We start from the raw sequence: 16,218 nt of genomic DNA on the forward strand, positions 1-16,218 counted from the left end.
CGTGCATCGGCTGCGAGTTTATATTCTTCTGACAGCAACCATTCTGTGGATGCCTGTCAGTGTCAACGCGCTTACCTTACAGCGACAAACGCCGCAACCTTTTGGTTTTTTTATTGGTGATGTGATTCACCATCGTATCATCGCTGATACGGACCAACATACACGCCTGTCGCCAGCCAGCTTGCCGACACCTCAGGCGCTCACCTACTGGTTGGATTTGCGTGACGTTCAAATATCCAGCCAGAGCTACGGCCAGTACCGGCGTTACATCATTGACTTGGAATACCAAGTTTTTTACTCCGCCCTAACAGCCACACGGCTGGAAATTCCAGCATTTAAATTAGGATTTGAAACCGACCAAGATATAGAGCACCTACGAGAACAAACGCTTCCCGCTTGGCCTTTTATTGTTTCGTCTCTGAGAGGACTGGAGACCGGGGTCACAGGTCAGCAGGGCACTCTGCGTAATGACCGCGAGCCAAACCAGATAGAAACCCAAAAATTACAACGACGAATTTTCACCCTCCTATTCGCATCATTGTTGCTATTTCTACTGCTGGCGCACCACCGAACACTCTGGCCGTTTCGGCTTCGACCGTCGCGCCCCTTTGCCTCTGCCGCAGCAACGTTAAAACACGACTTGAAGCGGGCAGCGTCTGGCAGCCATTCGGCAACTCCACCTTTAAAAGTCATGCACCGTGCTTTCGACACAACAGTGGGCAAGCGCCTGTTTGCTGATGACTTGCCCGATTTTTTTGAACACCACCCCATTTACTGCCGTCTTCAAGAAGAGATACATACCTTCTACAAAACTTCTCGGGAGTTCTATTTTTCTTCTGAATCCCGCACATGTGCGACTCTTGATACAAAAGCCCTAACCACATTGGCAAAAAAACTAGCCGAATTGGAGAGGCGAGAATGCTGAAGAGTATCGCCTTTGACCATCCCTGGGTACTTCCTGCATTGATACTTATGCTGATCCCCCTGATCGGCAGCACACTGCGCATTAACGCTTATCCTTCGTTGCAAGCTGTTCCGGACGACACCTTGTCTAAAACGTTAAACCTGGGATTGATCATCACCGCGATCCTCGCCTACACCGCCCTTGTGCTGGCACTGGCCAGCCCCTATCGCATCGGTCAAACCGTTGAACGCCTCGGCACGGGTAGCAATATCGTGCTGCTGATCGATCGCAGCGACAGCATGAATACCGATTTCGCCGGACGTCGACCCAGTGTCGGTGAACCATCAATGGCAGCGGCAGCGTCGCGACTATTACGTGAATTTGTCACTTACCGAGAACATGACCGCTTTGGCGTCGCTGGATTTTCCACCGCACCAATGCTGATCTGCCCCCTGACATCGCACCGCGATGCCGTCATGGCCGCCATCGATGCCATGGACCGTCCGGGCTTGACAAGAACCAACGTCGGTCTCGGTCTGGCTCTCGCTCAAACCATGTTTCCGGATGGCGCAGCGCCGGGATCGCGAGCCATTTTGTTAGTTTCTGACGGGGCTGCCGTGGTCGACCCTAAAGTTCAAGATCGGTTGCGACAGGCATTTACCCGCGATGGCACACATCTTTATTGGCTCTTTTTAAGAGCGGCCAACAGTCGCAGCATTTATGACGAACCTTCATCCAATCAACGTGATACACCGCAGGCCATGCCCGAACGTCATCTGGACCTGTTCTTCAAAAGTCTCGGCGTTCCCTATCGCGCTTTCGAAGCGGAAAGTCCGGACGCTATCGAGCAAGCCATTTCTGAAATTGCACGCTTGGAATCGGATCCTTTCCCCTATCTGGAGACAACACCCCGGCAGGATTTAAGTACCCAGTTTTATTCTCTGGCAAGCATTGCCGTTAGTCTGCTGCTATTGGCCAAACTGATGGAAACCAACCTCACTGGAGTCGCCCCGTGAGCGGATCAGCAAAACGTCGCCCATCGTTCTCTGGGTATCTCGGCAGCGTTTATGACAGGCTGCTGCCAGGCCTGTTTATTATCTGTATCGCCGCCCTTGTCTACCAGATGCTTTTGCTTTGGCAGGTTACAAAAACCAACCGGATAATTGACGACCTTAAAGCTGGTTACGACGTCGCTGTCGATCTCTCAGCCGAACCTGAACTGCTTTTCGCCCGAGGTTACGCTTTGGTCCAACGCGAAGATTTTGACGCGTCCTACCCTATTTTGGATGCGCTCAGTCGCAGGGCTCCCGAGTCGCGGGAGCGCAGCGATTTACTTTATGATTTGGCCAATGCCCGTCTTCGCTCGGCTTATTTGCTTGCCGATCAGAACCGCTTTACCGATGCTGTCCCCCTGGTTGATCTTGCAAAAGATGAGCTCCGGAGAGCTCTACGCATCAATCCCGATGACTGGAATTATAAGCACAACCTGGATGTCGCCCTGCAGCTGGTTCGGGATTTTCCCAATCGCCCACAGGCTGCCACAGATGAGAAGCCGGAATCCCCCGAAGAGCTTTGGACCGACCTTCCCGGCCGCCCCGGAGGCCTTCCGTGAGCTTCGTCCCTTTGTCAGACACGACCAAAGCTCCTGGCACCTGGCTGCTGGCGGTAGCTCTCATTTGCCTTTTGGCAACGTTTACTAAACCTCAACTGGAACGTCAAAGTAGCCGCTATCGCGCGCTGTTAGTGATCGACGTAACACGCAGTATGAACGTGCGCGACTACACCGACAGCAACCAGGCAATCTCTCGTCTTGATGCCATAAAGCGTGGAATTCGCCAATGGCTAATTGCCAGTCCTTGTGAATCACAATTGGGCTTGGCTATTTTTACCAGCCGCCAGGCATTTCTATTGTTCGAACCCTTGGAAATCTGTAGCAACCACGCACCGATTATGGCAGCAGTCGACGCGGTGAACTGGCGAATGGCCTGGCAGGGAGATAGTGGCATAGCCTACGGCCTCAACAGCGCTTTTGAATTGGCGCAGGCGGTCGATGCAGACCTCGTCTTTTTGACAGATGGACAGGAAGCTCCCCCGCCTCCACGTAGCGGTCCACCTCGATTTAAAGGTAAGGCCGGAGACGTTCATGGGCTTTTAGTCGGAGTCGGCGGCATCACCCCTGCGCCGATACCCGAATACGATCGAGACGGTCGGGAAATCGGTTTTCTGGATGCCTCGGATGTCCCCCACGAATCTCGCTTGGGCGTACCGCCAACAGATGCCAGCAATCGTCCTGGCTGGCATCCACGCAACGCCCCCTGGGGAGGTGGCATGAGTCAGGGTAACGAACATCTTTCATCGGTTCGCACCCGTTATTTGACTGAGCGTGCAGAATTGATGGGACTGCAATACGCCCACTTCCGTGAGCTATTTGAATTCACCGACCTGCTAACGCCGGCGCTAACCCCCCGGCCATTGACGGTTCTGATCGACGCCCGCTGGCTACTGGCTTTGCTGGCGCTGCTCTGTCTCTGCGGCGCTTACCTCGTTTCATTTTGGGACAACCACAAACAACGTCGTTATACCTAGTCAGGAGAAAACCATGCAAACCACCTGTCATTTCAAGACCATTCTGCCTACCTCCGCACTGTCCGGTCTGATTACATTGGTGCTTACTCTGTTTATCGTCACACCAGCATCAGCCCACGGCCCCTCGCCGCAAAGACTCGAAGAACACATTATGCTGTCGGCTGATCCCGAAACCGTGTGGTCGATGATTGGAGATTTTCATAAGCTCGCCGAATGGCATCCCCTGGTAAGCGCCAGCGATGGCGATGGGGGTAATACGACGGGCGCGACTCGTGAAGTTGCTTTGGCCGGCGGCAACATTGTCGAAAGGCTGGATCGCCACAAAGATGAGCCTAAGCTGTATAGCTATCGGGTATTACACGAAAACACCTCTGCGTTGCCGGCAAGCTTCTACAGCGCAACACTTACTGTACGCCCTGCCAATGGCGGGAGTGAAGTTATCTGGAAAGGTATGTTTTACCGAGCAGATACTAGTAATTATCCCTCAGATGAAATGAATGACGATGCTGGCCGCGAGGCATTAAGCCACTTCTTTCGCACCGGCTTGGAAAGTCTTCAGGAGATGACCGTCAGCCAACACTAACGGGTTTGCGATCCGACATGATCGATCTCAATAAGGCAACCCCAAAATATCGCGGCTGGCATCGCTGGCTGCCAGCCTTTGCGCTGATCTTCATTGCCAGTATTCTGGCGCTGGCACTGTTCTATGAGCCTCCCACCCCACCTTCACTCGAGTCAGAATTAACCGATACCCAATACATTAGCGAGACTGGTTTCGGCGCTAGGCCAACCTGGCTATCTCCATTGATGAGAGAAGACCCAGCGCACTGGTTAGCATCCTGGCCTGGAACCGAAACCCCAGCCGTCGAGCAGTTAACACAGAGCAAAGATCTGTTGCGCCAGGCACGACAACATTTTGATGAAGATCCCCGCATGATTGCCAATCGCTCGGTACAGGTCGCAGAAATGCTGCAGGATCTGAACGCGGAAGAACACCCCGTCAATGTGCTGGCAGATCTTCTCGAAACAGTGAGCGCGGACAGTCGCACCATTCCCTTTGCAGAACTCTGCCAACACTACATTGTCATTCGACGTCAGGGACAGCCACGTATGACTGCACTGAAGACCCTTGCCGAAAACTATCGGTATGACATGATAGAAACGGATTCGAGCAATGGTAAAAAATAACAGCCAGGATCTTTTGACGGAACTGGCTGATGACATAATAAGGACAATACTATGGAATCTCTGGACAACAAGGTGGCTTTTATCACCGGTGGTGCCAGCGGTATTGGACTCGGGATCGCCAAAATACTGGTTCAGAATGGATCACGGGTAATCCTAGCCGATCTACGCGACGATCATCGTCAAAATGCCGCACGTTGGTTTGTAGAAAATGATCTGGCCGACCAAGTCTACACGCTGCCTCTGGATGTCAGCGATAGAGACTCTTTTCAGAAAGCAGCAGACTCCGCAGAAGAACACTTCGGTCATATCGACATTCTTATCAACAATGCCGGAGTCGATGTCAGCGGCCCGTTAAAAGAGGCCTCATTTTCGGATTGGGATTTTGGCCTGGGCGTAAACCTGAACGGCGTTATCAACGGCGTGCAAATCTTTCTACCCAAACTGTTAAAACACGGCAATGGCGGACATATCGTCAACACGGCTTCATTGGCCGGCCTGACCCCCATGCCATCAGAATACGTTGTCTACGCCACGACCAAGTCTGCGGTAATTGCCTTGTCAGAGAGCATTCGCATAGGGCTAGACGCCGACAATATTGGTGTCAGTGTACTTTGTCCCGGCCCGATAAAATCAAACATCCACCAATCCGGGCGCAACCGTCCGAACAAATACAAGTCCACTCAAGGTTTTACCCAGTCGGAAGCACAGTTGGAAAACAGACCCGTGTCGGATCTATGGATGGAGCCGGAAACTGTCGGAGAAATGGTTAAAGACGCCATCCTTAATAACGAACTCTACATCATTACCCACGGAGAATGGCGCGCGCCCATAGAGCAGAGGTTTAACGCCATCCTAAACGCCATGCCGACAGACGTTAATCCGGATCTCTTGGCCAGTCTGCGACCAAATGAAGGTTGATATCCTAAGCTTAAAAAAAGATAAACTCCACGCATCCATTTGCCAACGTCTACGTCTTGCGAGCAACCATTAGCTTGCTGGCAGTACGGACTGTTCCAAAAATTTCAGCGACTGCAACAAGCATCAAAAATACTCCTAATGCCAACATGGCGTGGAAACCATACCATTTAAACAGCAGTAACCCCGCAATACACCCAGTTACAAAAGAGAACAACGTCGTCAGATGTGTGTTCAGAGTATCTCGAACCAAACACCTTTCGTCCCTACCGTCGCGCGCGAACAGTGTAAACAGTAGTGAGCCGAGAGCGATGCCAGCATCGGTCAGCGTTCCCGTCACATGAGTCGATCTCACACGGCCATTTGATATCTGCGTCGACGTGGAATTATGAACCCCCATCAAAAAACCGAGCATCACTAAAATTTCCGCATTGTAACTTTTCGAGTAAAACAATAGTTCAAATGCAGAGACAGCCGTTAATGCTACCCCTTCCAACAAAAGTATCTGACAGAATATTGTTCTGACGTTGTGCTTAAGACCGACGATGACAGCGCAACGGGCTAACATCCCACCGATCACAAAGGCGCCGATCAGCGAGGCCAGAAAGGCTAAACCATAGGCATCGGTGGTAGCGACCTCCGATGATATCTGAGAGGTGTTACCACTCATGTGCGACGGCAAAAAACCGAATGCTCCAAGAGCCATCGCATTCAGCACACCTGCGGCTGTTGCCAACACTAAGGCCAGCCAACGATCTTCGCGATGGGATCGAACTTTCTTCTTCTTGATGAGCATGGATTACCTCTACCTATTCAGCATCAATAACGGGTTAGAGAGTCAAGTTCTCTTAGCGTTCCCTATCAATACCACGAATAAGAGTAAAGCTACTTTTTTGAAAATTTTTCAAAAAACGCTGCACTTTCCTTCACACGAATAATAGGAAATCTTTATTAAAGCACGCCCCCTCAACCTGGATAGGTTCAGCAGATGCCCTCGTTTAACAAGTACGCCTGTAGGTCTTTACCGGACTCAGGTTCAAAAACCGTTTTACTGATTTCCAGCGCTTGTATCCGATCCAATCGGAAATTCCGAAATCCCTCACGCAATTCACACCAGCCCGTCAATAACCAGACCGGGCTAAATAAAAACAACGCTAAGGGCCTGACGGACCTGAAGGAGGTCTGTCCTGAATTGTCGGTATAGTGAATGTGTATTCTGTATCGTGCGCGAATCGCTGCCCGCAAATCAGAAAAACTAACGTCCCAAGGCACTCTCGCACAATTGGGAACCGAATAGGTCGCCAGCTGATCCAGATGACCAAGAGTCCCACTTGGCAGTACGGCCTGTATCTTTTCGAGGGCGTTTTTCGCTTTGGCAGCAAAGCAATCGTCCGTCCATTGGCTTACCATATTGATGCCTAGAACGATGGCTTCCAATTCGTCGTAGTCAAAGGTCACCGGTGGCATAAAATAATTTTTGTCGAGCACATAGCCGACTCCGGCTTCACCGGAAATGGGCACACCTGAGTCCATCAGATCGCGCAGATCCCGATATACAGTACGCGTACAAATCCCAAACGCTTCCGCGATACAGCTGGCGGTAACGGCCCTATGTCGCCGTCGAAGAAATTGGACAATGTTCATTAAGCGATCAGCTCTGCGCACCTGGCTCTCCCTGCGTCTAATAACTCAAAAAAAGTGTACCCTATAAAAACCTGCTGACACCACGCTGTCAGCAGACCTCTGTTAGAGTTACTTCACCCGACTTAAGACAGTTGCAAAAGGAGAATACAATGATCGGATATGTCACCCTTGGCACGAATGACTTACCGCGTGCCACCGCCTACTACGATGCCTTATTCGGTACTCTGGGGATTGGACGCTTTATGGAGGAGGAAAACTACTACGTTGCTTGGGCACCTAGCCCGGATGCTCCATCGGTCGCGGTCTCAGTACCCTTTAACAAAGAGCCTGCCACCGTCGGTAATGGCGTCATGGTCGCGCTCTATTTGGAGTCACCTGAGCAAGTGGATACGCTGTATGCGAAAGCCCTGGAATTGGGGGGAACCGACGAAGGTGAGCCCGGCTTTCGGCCGGGAGACAGCACCAAGGGATTCTACGCCGCCTACTTCCGGGATCTGGATGGCAACAAATTGAATGCATTCTGCATGGTCGAGTAACCCTCGCTGGAATGGGGATGCTGGATCGTAGATACTGCATCCCCAACGCCCATTTGAGCCCACGCCCGCCAGCCTGAGTTTTTGCCACGGCATCCCGTAACACCGGCGCGCTTGGCTTTCCCCCTCCCGACTCTGCGAGTTCCTACCAGCGAGTATGCCTTTCCCGAGTGTTAGCGACCAACGCTTTAAGAATCAGAGAGCGAGTAATAGACCCAACCAATTTGCCATGATCAATAACTGGGTAGATTTTAGGGCGAGCACTGAGCAAGGTTTGAGCTAATTCGATAATGCCGGTCTCCGGTGTTACAGATAAAACCTCTTTGTGCATGACATCGGTTACCGAGATCGGGTCTTGACAAAAAAAGGCCTCATTGAGCATTTCTTTGAGACAGTCCTGCTCTGAAACAAAACCAATGACTTGTTTTTTGTCGTCAATAACCGGCGCTCCAGATGTCCCCTCTTTAAGAAGCGCGGAAATAACATCCTGGATATTCATCGCGTGATTAATCGCGAAAGGGGACGGATTCATGAATTCATCAACAGTTATGGATTGCATAACAGTTTCTCCTTATTATTTTTCTTCCTTTTATCTTAGCCGTAATCCACTCCCAGAGTGCAACTCCAGGCGTCAATTCAATCCGTTTTCTTAAAATTGGCTAGGGATATTGTGACTTTCGATCTCAGTTGATACCTTGTTGTTTGATGCCTAAATCTTATAATGCCGGGCTGCTACAATAACCTCAGACAATCCAAAGAAAACGGGTGGCCAGTTTTGGCCGCAGCGAGACGAATGTTGTCCGTCACACACCCGTTTTATGCATGTAGACATCCTTTTTACTATGGTTTCTCGTTTTTTCCGTATCCGTATATTGTTGTTCTTGTTATTCGGTCTTTCGCCATTCCATCAACTTGCCACAGCGGCTGGCGACGTCAATCTCGCTTCTGTCAGTGCTGTCGTGGTCGATCTTGAACAGAAAGAAACGCTGATCTCAAAATACGACGATGTGGAGATGCCCGTTGCCTCAATTACCAAGCTAATGACGGCCATGGTGGTGCTGGATTCCGGGGCAGATCTTGACGAGCGGCTGGAGGTAAAAGACTGGCAGAATGAAAACGATAAAAACGCCTATTCGCGCATCCGCCTGGGCTCTACAGCAAAACGACGGGACCTGCTGCGAATTGCCTTGATGTCTTCGGAAAATCTCGCAGCCTATAATTTAGCCCTACACCACCCAGACGGCTACGAGGCCTTTATTGCCGCGATGAGTGTCAAAGCCATCTCTCTGGGCATGAACACCAGCTACTTCACCGACCCTACTGGCCTGTCCGTTCTCAATACGTCCACGGCGGGCGACCTCGCACGGATGCTGATCGCCGCCAACGACTACGAATTGATACGAGAGTATTCAACAACCCCGCAATTTACCGTTGAATTTCGCAAACCTCGCTATCGGCTTGGATATGGCAACACAAATCCGCTAATCCACAGCTCCCGCTGGGACGTTTCGCTTTCAAAAACCGGATATCTCACTGAGAGTGGTCGATGCCTGCTTATGGTGGCAGACGTCGCGGACCACAAGCTCGGCGTAGTACTGCTAAATTCGCTGGGCAAACGCTCACCCCTTGGTGATGCCGGTCGTATTCGGCGCTGGTTAGAAAATGGCACAGAAGGCAGTGTTTCTAAAGCTGCGGCCGCCTATCGGCAGCATTATTTGCAGACGCTGAATCTCGACCCCTAGGGCTTGTTAAGCCGGTCAGTCTCCGATTTCCAGCTCACTTTGCACAAAATATCAAAACCAGACAGCAGGACCTCATTAGCATAGCTCCAACGATCAAATGGAGCTTAAATTATGAACAATGTCCTTGTCGTCAGTTACACCCCTAGACTGAATTCCAACACCTCTCGTTTACTTCTGACTGCGCTCGAGCATTTTTCAAAAAATGCGCAGCCGATTACGCATGTCGATCTTTGCCAAACACCCCCACCCTACCTTTCACCGGTGATTCTCAATGCTCTGCTGAAACGAAATTTTCAAGGCGTTCCTCTCAACGACATCGAAAACCTTGCCGTTTCCCAGGCCGATCAATTTCTTGACCAATTTCTGGCCGCAGATCGCATTGTGATGGCCTTCCCGATGTATAATTTCAGCCTTCCTGCGACGGTGAAAGCCTGGCTAGATGTGATTATCCAAAAAGATCGAACGTTTACGATCAATCAAGCAGGCCACTATGTTGGCCTCTGTCAGAATAAAGCCGTATTGATTGCAACTTCTTCTGGCAGTGACTTCAACCAACCACAGTTTAGTCCCTTGAATTACGCCACCCCGCTTCTCGAACAGTGTTTTTCGTTTATGGGCATTCCCAGTCATTCCATTGCCGCCTACGGATTGAATCAGTCAACGGCCAACGCCGAGGAGATTCTCTCAACAGCACAGCACCAAATTACCCAATTTTTATCGACTGATACGCTCTGGCGTACAAACTAAGCGAGTTCGCAGAATGGCAAGTTCGAAAGCAAAATTAGATTACCTGGATGCCGTGCAACAAGGTATCAACTATATAGAAGCCAACCTCAATACCGATTTGGATCTACCCAGAATCGCCCATGAATCCGGGTTAAGCCTATGGCACTTCCAACGCATATTTAAAGGGTTAACCAATGAAACCGTAAAAACCTATATCCGCTCAAGGCGGCTATCTATTGCCTTAGAACAGTTGACAGCGACAGACGCCAGGATCATTGATATCGCGTTGGACGCGGGGTTCGACTCCCAAGAAAGCTTCAGCCGAGCGTTCAAACGTGTTTTTGGGCTACCACCCAATGCTGCTCGAAAAATTCGTTTAGCCAATCCTTTTTTCAAGCGACTGATCATCGACCAACACTATATTCGCCACTTGGTTGAAAAGGTTTCCGCGGAGCCATTGATCTACGTACAGCAGGCCATGACCATCATAGGTATGCGCACGACTTACTACGGGGAGGAGTCCGAGAAAAATAACATGGGCAGTAAACTGCCCGAACTCTGGGCGAGATTTACGCCCCGCATGGGGGACATAAGAAATCGCTGTCCTGGCGCTGCCTATGGCGTGATAGAACAAACATCCGCCGACAGTGAACTTTTACAATACACCGCGGGGTGCGAAACTCCAGAAAATGAAGTAATACCTGACGGGATGGAAAGCCTTAAATTACCGACGACTCAATACGCACGCTTCACCCACTACGGGCCACCAACAGAATTGAAAAATACCATTAATTTTATCTATTCAAGCTGGCTGATGAATTCTGACTATCGGCATACCTACGCTGCAGATTTGGTCACCTACGGAAAGGACTATCAACCAAACAGTGACAACTCGGTCATCTATTACGCCATCCCAATTGATTGAGACAGCGTCAACAGATCACGAGGCTTCGAACACAGCAAGAGAATACCGAGAAGGTAGATATGTTTGAGCCTATCGTTCTCTAGGCGTCACAAATCGTCATTCTCAGCACCCGCATCTACTCAAAAATTTCCTGTAAAAAATCCACTGTTACAGCCCAAGAGCGCCTGTCGGCCTTCGCACTGTACACCGTACCAAAGTCCGGATCATTGGCTTGTGGATTCGTAAAGGAATGCACGGTTTTACCGTACGCATGAACCTGCCAATCCGCTCCAGCTTCGGTCATTTCCTGCTGAAAAGCCTGCAAGCTATCGGGCGTCGCCATGGGATCATCGTAACCGTGTAATACCAGAACGGATGAAGTAATGGGTTTACTGGGCAAATCTCCCGGAGCGTGAAGCAATCCGTGATAGGAAATTGCACCGGCGACAGGCGCTGCCGCCCGAGCGACATCGAGCGCACACAGCCCACCAAAACAGTAACCGGCAACGGCCATTTTCTCTACGTCTATTTGAGCCTGCGCAGCCATTGCTTTCAAGCCGGCCAACAAGCGTTCGAGCAGCGCCGCCCGATCCGCAACCAGAGGACCGATCAATCCCTGCTTCTCCTCTTTGGTAGAACCGAGTTTACCTTCACCAAAGATATCCAGTGCAAAGCCCACATATCCCAACTCTGCGAACTGTTGCGCTTTATTTTTCTCAAAGTCGCTCAGGCCAGTCCATGTGTGGCAGATCGCCACCGCCGGTCGAGAGCCTGAAATGGCATCATCCCACGCCATGTAGCCTTTGCAGGTTAATCCGTTGCAATCGTAATCAACGGTTTGCGTCTGAATGGTCACAATACATTTCCTTTAATAAAGAGAGTGTCTTTCTTGACCGAGTTTCGGCGCCAAGAGTTCAGTTGTTTCTAAAAGATAAGACCACAACACCGCTCAATGACGATGTTTCCAATCTACCTGCAAACGGTAGAGGTCAGCCGCTGGGTTTACAACGCCAGCCTCCACCCAGAGATCGGCAACCGCAATGAGTCGGTCGTCAGATTCCAACATCGGTAATCGTGTTCGCAGCCAAGGCTCGACACCAGCATCCTGTAATAATTTTTTCAGGGTTTGAGAGTGCTGTCGCCCCTCCGGGTGACTGCGTTCACCCGGGTACCGCGGGCGTACGAGCACACCGTCAGCAGGCCAGGTAAATCCTGTCACAGAACTATTCTCTAGGCTCAGGATCCAATCGCCCCACTCTAACGGCGAATTGCCATCCCAATGAACAGAACCAAGGGCGTTTTCACAGAGCTGTGGTAACAAATACAAGCGTTTTTGGTAAGGGCGAATCGATACGCTGTTCCAATCTACCGCTGTCTCACCGTAATTCTTGCCAAGGATGCACTGACGTTCTATTTGCGCCAATATCCTCATTGGTAATTCACAAGAATACCTTTCCAAAGCCCAGCGCCTCAGCAAGTTTCCCCGGCGAAAGGACGTCAATTCAGCGAGATGATCGAGATCTACGCTAAAGCCAATCTTCTCCTGTCGCTCGTCCGCAGCACACAGGTCTGAGTTCGCAACATCTTGTTCCAACGAAGCGCTGTCGTAGCAATGATCGGCTGTCTGCTGCCATTGCGCCGTAAAATTCGGCCAGCGAGCTTCCAGCAAAGGCATAATGTGATGACGTAAATAATTGCGATCAAACTGGGTATCGGCATTGCTTTCATCCTCAACCCAATGCAGCTGCCAGGCGTCTGCGACGGCTTTCAAAATGTCGCGCCGATACGGCAACAGCGGACGCACCAAAACACCTGCGCCGAGAGGACGAGACTCGGTCATTGCCGCCAAGCCACGAGGGCCAGTCCCTCGCATTAATCGGAGCAGCATGGTTTCCGCCTGATCATCACGATGGTGAGCCAACAGCAGCCCGTCACCGGCCTGAACGTGCGCGTGAAACACGCGATGTCTCGCGGCGCGAGCGGCTTCTTCCAGTCCTCTTCCCTGCGCGGCCACATCCACCGTTTCTACCGCAATAGGAATTTTAAGGGAGGAACATACGCGCTGACAGTGCTTTTCCCAATGCGGGGCATTCACCGACAGTTGATGATTGACGTGAAGCGCGATAATCGGCTTGGACTGCTCCAGACGCGCCATCCCTTCCAACAGTAACAGAGAATCCATGCCACCGCTCAACGCGACAATCCAGCGGGAAATCTGGGGATAGCGATTGAGACAGGCCTGCAAATTGTGCAGAAAATCATCTGGAGACAAGGTTTTCATAGCCGCCATAGTACTTGACGGGCAGAGGAATCCCAAGCGGCGCCCCCTACCAATGGTATGAGTTGCTAACGGACCACCAGCTGAATTTCCCCCAACCAGTCACCGGATAGGGTCACTTGATCTCCTGGCTGCAGGAAGACCTGGTGGCGCTTACAGGATTCAATATACCGCTCGATAACATAACTTCGTATATCGCTGTCAGAGCGAAATATTCCGCCACTCAAAAAATAAGACATTCCAAATCGCACCTTGTGCCAAAGTCCAGGTGGCTGCATTAAGACTCCGTCGGGTGTGCCGGTTAATAGGGTATGGCTAGGCGTCAAAACTTCCTCTGGCAACCAACGTTGGGAATAAGGGCTATAGGTAGGCCTCTCCGTTTGATCAGCCTGGAGAATCTGCTCAACACTGGTGTGAGTGTTCCATATTCGCTGCTCTACTTTGGCACTCTGCCTTTGACGACCATTCAGTGTTAATGAAATGCCAATGTCGTCAACAAAAGACTCCCCGGCTAGCGGAATGATCATGTAGGGGCCAACCGGAAAATAGCCCTGATGACTCTTGGCCAAAGAAAACCCCTGACCACTGGCCATATCATCGAGATTTAAGTTACGCATCAACAGCGCCCTGTCCGTAAAATCGCCGCACAGAAAATAGCCAAACGCTGAATTCTCAACGTTGTCAGAATCGATCACGTGCAATGGCCGAGCACACATTTCGACTTCATAATCTAGCAACGCCGACTCATCAAATTCTAGCTGTGTATTTCGGGTTCCTTGAACATATTTAATGAAAGGAAATGGCTGTTCCTCTTCGCCAATTTCATCAGCATGGGCAGAATAGTTGAAACCCAATGCGATATGGTGAGTCGTATCTCCCGCAGGACTGAGAAGCTGCTGATACTCAATTTTCCGAGATGTCTGTTCTTGGACTGCCGCCCGAGTCATCTCAACGATTTTTTGCACCCCAAATCGCTGATAAAAATCTACGGGGCCTGCCATAAAATCACTGTACTGACTGAGGTCTACACCTCTCACGTGATCACGATTATCAGCCACTACGGCTATCGTGTGGATGCTTCCGCCAACGTTAACCGCCCCTAATGTCGCGCCCTGCTCCAACGGTAAGACCTGCTGTGCTTGCACCGTTGACCCCAAAAAGAATCCGCAACAGACAATATGCCAGTTCACTGCCCACCCCCAAAGCGATGAAAAATACCCACGCCTAAAAACGTCTGAGTGGTTTCACCATCTTTTACGATAGGACTCTGCCGGGCGTCTTCCAGTAATTCCGTGACGCCCAGTCGCAAATACCCTCCCCACCGAGGATTAAGAAATAGAATGGTATTGATGTTGAAAGAAACATCTCGCCAAGATGCGCCACCTTCGAACGCCGGGTAGCCACTTCGTTGGGCATCAAGACTCGACACGCCAAAGTAGGTATCTATGTAGTCTTCACTGCCATAGGTCGCTTCCAATTCGAAAACAAATCGCCATGGCAAGATTAACGGTGCGGTGTAGATTGCGCTCAACCTTCCCAAAGCGCCATCGTGAACAGAAGACGTGTCTTGAAAGCCTGCGAGCCGCAGCATCAGTTCATCTTCTGGCCAGAGGGCGTCAGAAAATGAGACGGCACCGAAGACACCCGCGTTAACGCTAGTATCAATCGACGACATCTGTGCAACCTGCAGATTGTCTACATCGTCATCGCGCCCCAGATCTACCTCAGCGGTCACCCCCCATTGAAAGCGATCATCCCCCCACAGGGACAGGCGAGTTGTCAGCCCTTCAATCTCAACATCCAAACCACCAACATCAAATCCCGCTACGGCGAGAGGGACAATGTCGTAATCTTCACTGCCTGGGTACTCCGGCAAACGACCCGGACCCACAATGATAAATTCCACCTTGTCATGGGACTCTTGCTCAGTCTCTGCCCAGCTGCAGACAGACAGGAATAACGAGCCACAAAGCGCGACAGGAATCCGCTCAGCACATTTCAATTTGGTCAACATCTGATACCCTCCTTGAGAACTGGAAAATAGTGTAAAGGCATCAGAGGATTTAACTACTCGCATACGAGGGAAGGAAAAATGCGACAAAACCAGCGGTATATGCTGAAAAAAGTCCCCGTTCAGCAGCGATCTCGGTTTCTGGTTAAGACCATTAAGGAGGCGGCAACTCGCGTTTTACTCAAGGATGGCGTCGATGCCTTCAATACCAATCGGATTGCAGAACGCGCGGGTGTCAGCATAGGATCTCTCTATCAGTATTTTCCATCGAAGGACGTTTTAATTGCGGAAATTAAACGTGACCATATCCTAGAGATCCGCAATCAATTTGAGCGACTTTCTCAGCGGCGGCCATCTCCGACGTTACAAACCGCCGTCGACAATTTCATAGACGCAACTTTACTGGCCCATCTTGTGAATCCCGAGCTTCATAAAATTATGATGAACGAGCTCGGACACATTGATGTTAAAAAGGAAAACCCCGCTGAAAAAGACATCAAGCGTCTGGTTGAGCAAGTGCTGGAACAATATCGAACAACGATGCGCGACGACCTGGACATTTCAGCCGCCTGCCGACTCTGCTGTCTCGTAGTTGAAAACACAATACACGAATTGATCAACACCGATGCCACCCCTCAACGACGCCTAGCCGTGATCAAAGAATTGAAAACCATGGTGGTACGGTATCTCACCTAAACGGCCTGTCTAAACGCCGAAACCTTTAGTGCCGGGAGTTCGTATTGATCGGTAGCGTCCTGCTTACCATCGTGACATCATGCACCGCAAT

At 50.7% G+C, this 16,218-nt stretch carries 19 protein-coding genes; 12 read left to right on the forward strand and 7 right to left on the reverse strand.

Going from position 1 to position 16,218, the window contains the following annotated elements:
- Position 1: 1 nt before the first annotated feature.
- The 7 genes from ACXAFR_RS23520 to ACXAFR_RS23550 are packed head-to-tail and all read left to right on the forward strand — an operon-like array spanning position 2 to position 5,596.
- On the forward strand, positions 2 to 925 hold the full coding sequence (locus tag ACXAFR_RS23520; RefSeq protein WP_475181669.1) for a hypothetical protein: 924 nt from the start codon (positions 2 to 4) through the stop codon (positions 923 to 925).
- Entirely contained in the window at positions 919 to 1,920 is a 1,002-nt protein-coding gene (locus ACXAFR_RS23525; protein WP_475181670.1) for a vWA domain-containing protein, read from the forward strand. The genes ACXAFR_RS23520 and ACXAFR_RS23525 overlap by 7 nt, the downstream gene beginning before the upstream one ends.
- Positions 1,917 to 2,516, forward strand: a complete 600-nt coding sequence (locus tag ACXAFR_RS23530; protein ID WP_475181672.1) for a hypothetical protein — start codon at positions 1,917 to 1,919, stop codon at positions 2,514 to 2,516. The genes ACXAFR_RS23525 and ACXAFR_RS23530 overlap by 4 nt, the downstream gene beginning before the upstream one ends.
- Entirely contained in the window at positions 2,513 to 3,490 is a 978-nt protein-coding gene (locus tag ACXAFR_RS23535; RefSeq protein ID WP_475181674.1) for a VWA domain-containing protein, read from the forward strand. Before ACXAFR_RS23530 ends, ACXAFR_RS23535 begins: the two co-directional genes overlap by 4 nt.
- A 13-nt stretch (positions 3,491 to 3,503) precedes the next feature.
- Entirely contained in the window at positions 3,504 to 4,073 is a 570-nt protein-coding gene (locus ACXAFR_RS23540; RefSeq protein WP_475181675.1) for an SRPBCC family protein, read from the forward strand.
- Between the two features lie 17 nt (positions 4,074 to 4,090).
- A complete protein-coding gene (locus ACXAFR_RS23545; RefSeq protein WP_475181677.1) occupies positions 4,091 to 4,678 on the forward strand; it encodes a hypothetical protein in 588 nt (195 codons plus the stop codon).
- Between the two features lie 51 nt (positions 4,679 to 4,729).
- Positions 4,730 to 5,596, forward strand: a complete 867-nt coding sequence (locus ACXAFR_RS23550) for an SDR family NAD(P)-dependent oxidoreductase (RefSeq protein WP_475181679.1) — start codon at positions 4,730 to 4,732, stop codon at positions 5,594 to 5,596.
- 49 nt (positions 5,597 to 5,645) lie between these two features.
- Here ACXAFR_RS23550 and ACXAFR_RS23555 read toward each other — a convergent pair whose 3' ends face one another.
- Both ACXAFR_RS23555 and ACXAFR_RS23560 read right to left on the reverse strand, forming a co-directional pair.
- The gene (locus tag ACXAFR_RS23555; RefSeq protein WP_475181681.1) at positions 5,646 to 6,389 is read right to left on the reverse strand and encodes a YoaK family protein; all 744 of its coding nucleotides are present in this window, start codon (positions 6,387 to 6,389) and stop codon (positions 5,646 to 5,648) included.
- Positions 6,390 to 6,574: 185 nt separating this feature from the next.
- On the reverse strand, positions 6,575 to 7,258 hold the full coding sequence (locus tag ACXAFR_RS23560; RefSeq protein ID WP_475181684.1) for a helix-turn-helix transcriptional regulator: 684 nt from the start codon (positions 7,256 to 7,258) through the stop codon (positions 6,575 to 6,577).
- A gap of 128 nt (positions 7,259 to 7,386) precedes the next feature.
- Between ACXAFR_RS23560 and ACXAFR_RS23565 the strand changes: the two genes are divergently transcribed.
- Positions 7,387 to 7,773, forward strand: a complete 387-nt coding sequence (locus ACXAFR_RS23565) for a VOC family protein (RefSeq protein ID WP_475181689.1) — start codon at positions 7,387 to 7,389, stop codon at positions 7,771 to 7,773.
- Between the two features lie 142 nt (positions 7,774 to 7,915).
- Here ACXAFR_RS23565 and ACXAFR_RS23570 read toward each other — a convergent pair whose 3' ends face one another.
- On the reverse strand, positions 7,916 to 8,329 hold the full coding sequence (locus ACXAFR_RS23570) for a CBS domain-containing protein (RefSeq protein WP_475181692.1): 414 nt from the start codon (positions 8,327 to 8,329) through the stop codon (positions 7,916 to 7,918).
- Between the two features lie 283 nt (positions 8,330 to 8,612).
- Here ACXAFR_RS23570 and pbpG point away from each other — a divergent pair, with 283 nt between their 5' ends.
- From pbpG to ACXAFR_RS23585, 3 genes are all read left to right on the forward strand, one after another.
- Complete coding sequence (gene pbpG, locus ACXAFR_RS23575; RefSeq protein WP_475181695.1) at positions 8,613 to 9,512, forward strand: D-alanyl-D-alanine endopeptidase; 900 nt, start codon at positions 8,613 to 8,615, stop codon at positions 9,510 to 9,512.
- Between the two features lie 111 nt (positions 9,513 to 9,623).
- The gene (locus tag ACXAFR_RS23580) at positions 9,624 to 10,259 is read left to right on the forward strand and encodes an FMN-dependent NADH-azoreductase (RefSeq protein ID WP_475181697.1); all 636 of its coding nucleotides are present in this window, start codon (positions 9,624 to 9,626) and stop codon (positions 10,257 to 10,259) included.
- A gap of 13 nt (positions 10,260 to 10,272) precedes the next feature.
- The gene (locus tag ACXAFR_RS23585) at positions 10,273 to 11,163 is read left to right on the forward strand and encodes a GyrI-like domain-containing protein (protein WP_475181699.1); all 891 of its coding nucleotides are present in this window, start codon (positions 10,273 to 10,275) and stop codon (positions 11,161 to 11,163) included.
- Between the two features lie 115 nt (positions 11,164 to 11,278).
- Here ACXAFR_RS23585 and ACXAFR_RS23590 read toward each other — a convergent pair whose 3' ends face one another.
- The 4 genes from ACXAFR_RS23590 to ACXAFR_RS23605 form a co-directional block, all read right to left on the reverse strand.
- The gene (locus ACXAFR_RS23590; RefSeq protein WP_475181702.1) at positions 11,279 to 11,998 is read right to left on the reverse strand and encodes a dienelactone hydrolase family protein; all 720 of its coding nucleotides are present in this window, start codon (positions 11,996 to 11,998) and stop codon (positions 11,279 to 11,281) included.
- Between the two features lie 93 nt (positions 11,999 to 12,091).
- Entirely contained in the window at positions 12,092 to 13,459 is a 1,368-nt protein-coding gene (gene tilS / locus ACXAFR_RS23595; RefSeq protein ID WP_475181703.1) for a tRNA lysidine(34) synthetase TilS, read from the reverse strand.
- 29 nt (positions 13,460 to 13,488) lie between these two features.
- Complete coding sequence (locus ACXAFR_RS23600; protein ID WP_475181706.1) at positions 13,489 to 14,565, reverse strand: fumarylacetoacetate hydrolase family protein; 1,077 nt, start codon at positions 14,563 to 14,565, stop codon at positions 13,489 to 13,491.
- Positions 14,566 to 14,606: 41 nt separating this feature from the next.
- Entirely contained in the window at positions 14,607 to 15,434 is an 828-nt protein-coding gene (locus ACXAFR_RS23605) for a MipA/OmpV family protein (RefSeq protein ID WP_475181708.1), read from the reverse strand.
- A 78-nt stretch (positions 15,435 to 15,512) separates the two neighbouring features.
- Between ACXAFR_RS23605 and ACXAFR_RS23610 the strand changes: the two genes are divergently transcribed.
- Entirely contained in the window at positions 15,513 to 16,127 is a 615-nt protein-coding gene (locus ACXAFR_RS23610; RefSeq protein ID WP_475181710.1) for a TetR/AcrR family transcriptional regulator, read from the forward strand.
- Positions 16,128 to 16,218: the final 91 nt, after the last annotated feature.

Source organism: Pseudomaricurvus sp. ABR4_320 (assembly GCF_056159445.1).

What these genes read in the sequence shown, in the direction of transcription:
- ACXAFR_RS23580 (WP_475181697.1), top strand. Translation starts at nt 9,624, where the DNA reads ATGAACAATGTCCTTGTCGTCAGTTACACCCCTAGACTGAATTCCAAC.
- pbpG (WP_475181695.1), top strand. Translation starts at nt 8,613, where the DNA reads ATGGTTTCTCGTTTTTTCCGTATCCGTATATTGTTGTTCTTGTTATTC.
- ACXAFR_RS23525 (WP_475181670.1), top strand. Translation starts at nt 919, where the DNA reads ATGCTGAAGAGTATCGCCTTTGACCATCCCTGGGTACTTCCTGCATTG.
- ACXAFR_RS23565 (WP_475181689.1), top strand. Translation starts at nt 7,387, where the DNA reads ATGATCGGATATGTCACCCTTGGCACGAATGACTTACCGCGTGCCACC.
- ACXAFR_RS23570 (WP_475181692.1), bottom strand. Translation starts at nt 8,329, where the DNA reads ATGCAATCCATAACTGTTGATGAATTCATGAATCCGTCCCCTTTCGCG.
- ACXAFR_RS23550 (WP_475181679.1), top strand. Translation starts at nt 4,730, where the DNA reads ATGGAATCTCTGGACAACAAGGTGGCTTTTATCACCGGTGGTGCCAGC.
- ACXAFR_RS23610 (WP_475181710.1), top strand. Translation starts at nt 15,513, where the DNA reads ATGCGACAAAACCAGCGGTATATGCTGAAAAAAGTCCCCGTTCAGCAG.
- ACXAFR_RS23585 (WP_475181699.1), top strand. Translation starts at nt 10,273, where the DNA reads ATGGCAAGTTCGAAAGCAAAATTAGATTACCTGGATGCCGTGCAACAA.
- ACXAFR_RS23605 (WP_475181708.1), bottom strand. Translation starts at nt 15,434, where the DNA reads ATGTTGACCAAATTGAAATGTGCTGAGCGGATTCCTGTCGCGCTTTGT.
- ACXAFR_RS23545 (WP_475181677.1), top strand. Translation starts at nt 4,091, where the DNA reads ATGATCGATCTCAATAAGGCAACCCCAAAATATCGCGGCTGGCATCGC.
- ACXAFR_RS23555 (WP_475181681.1), bottom strand. Translation starts at nt 6,389, where the DNA reads ATGCTCATCAAGAAGAAGAAAGTTCGATCCCATCGCGAAGATCGTTGG.
- ACXAFR_RS23540 (WP_475181675.1), top strand. Translation starts at nt 3,504, where the DNA reads ATGCAAACCACCTGTCATTTCAAGACCATTCTGCCTACCTCCGCACTG.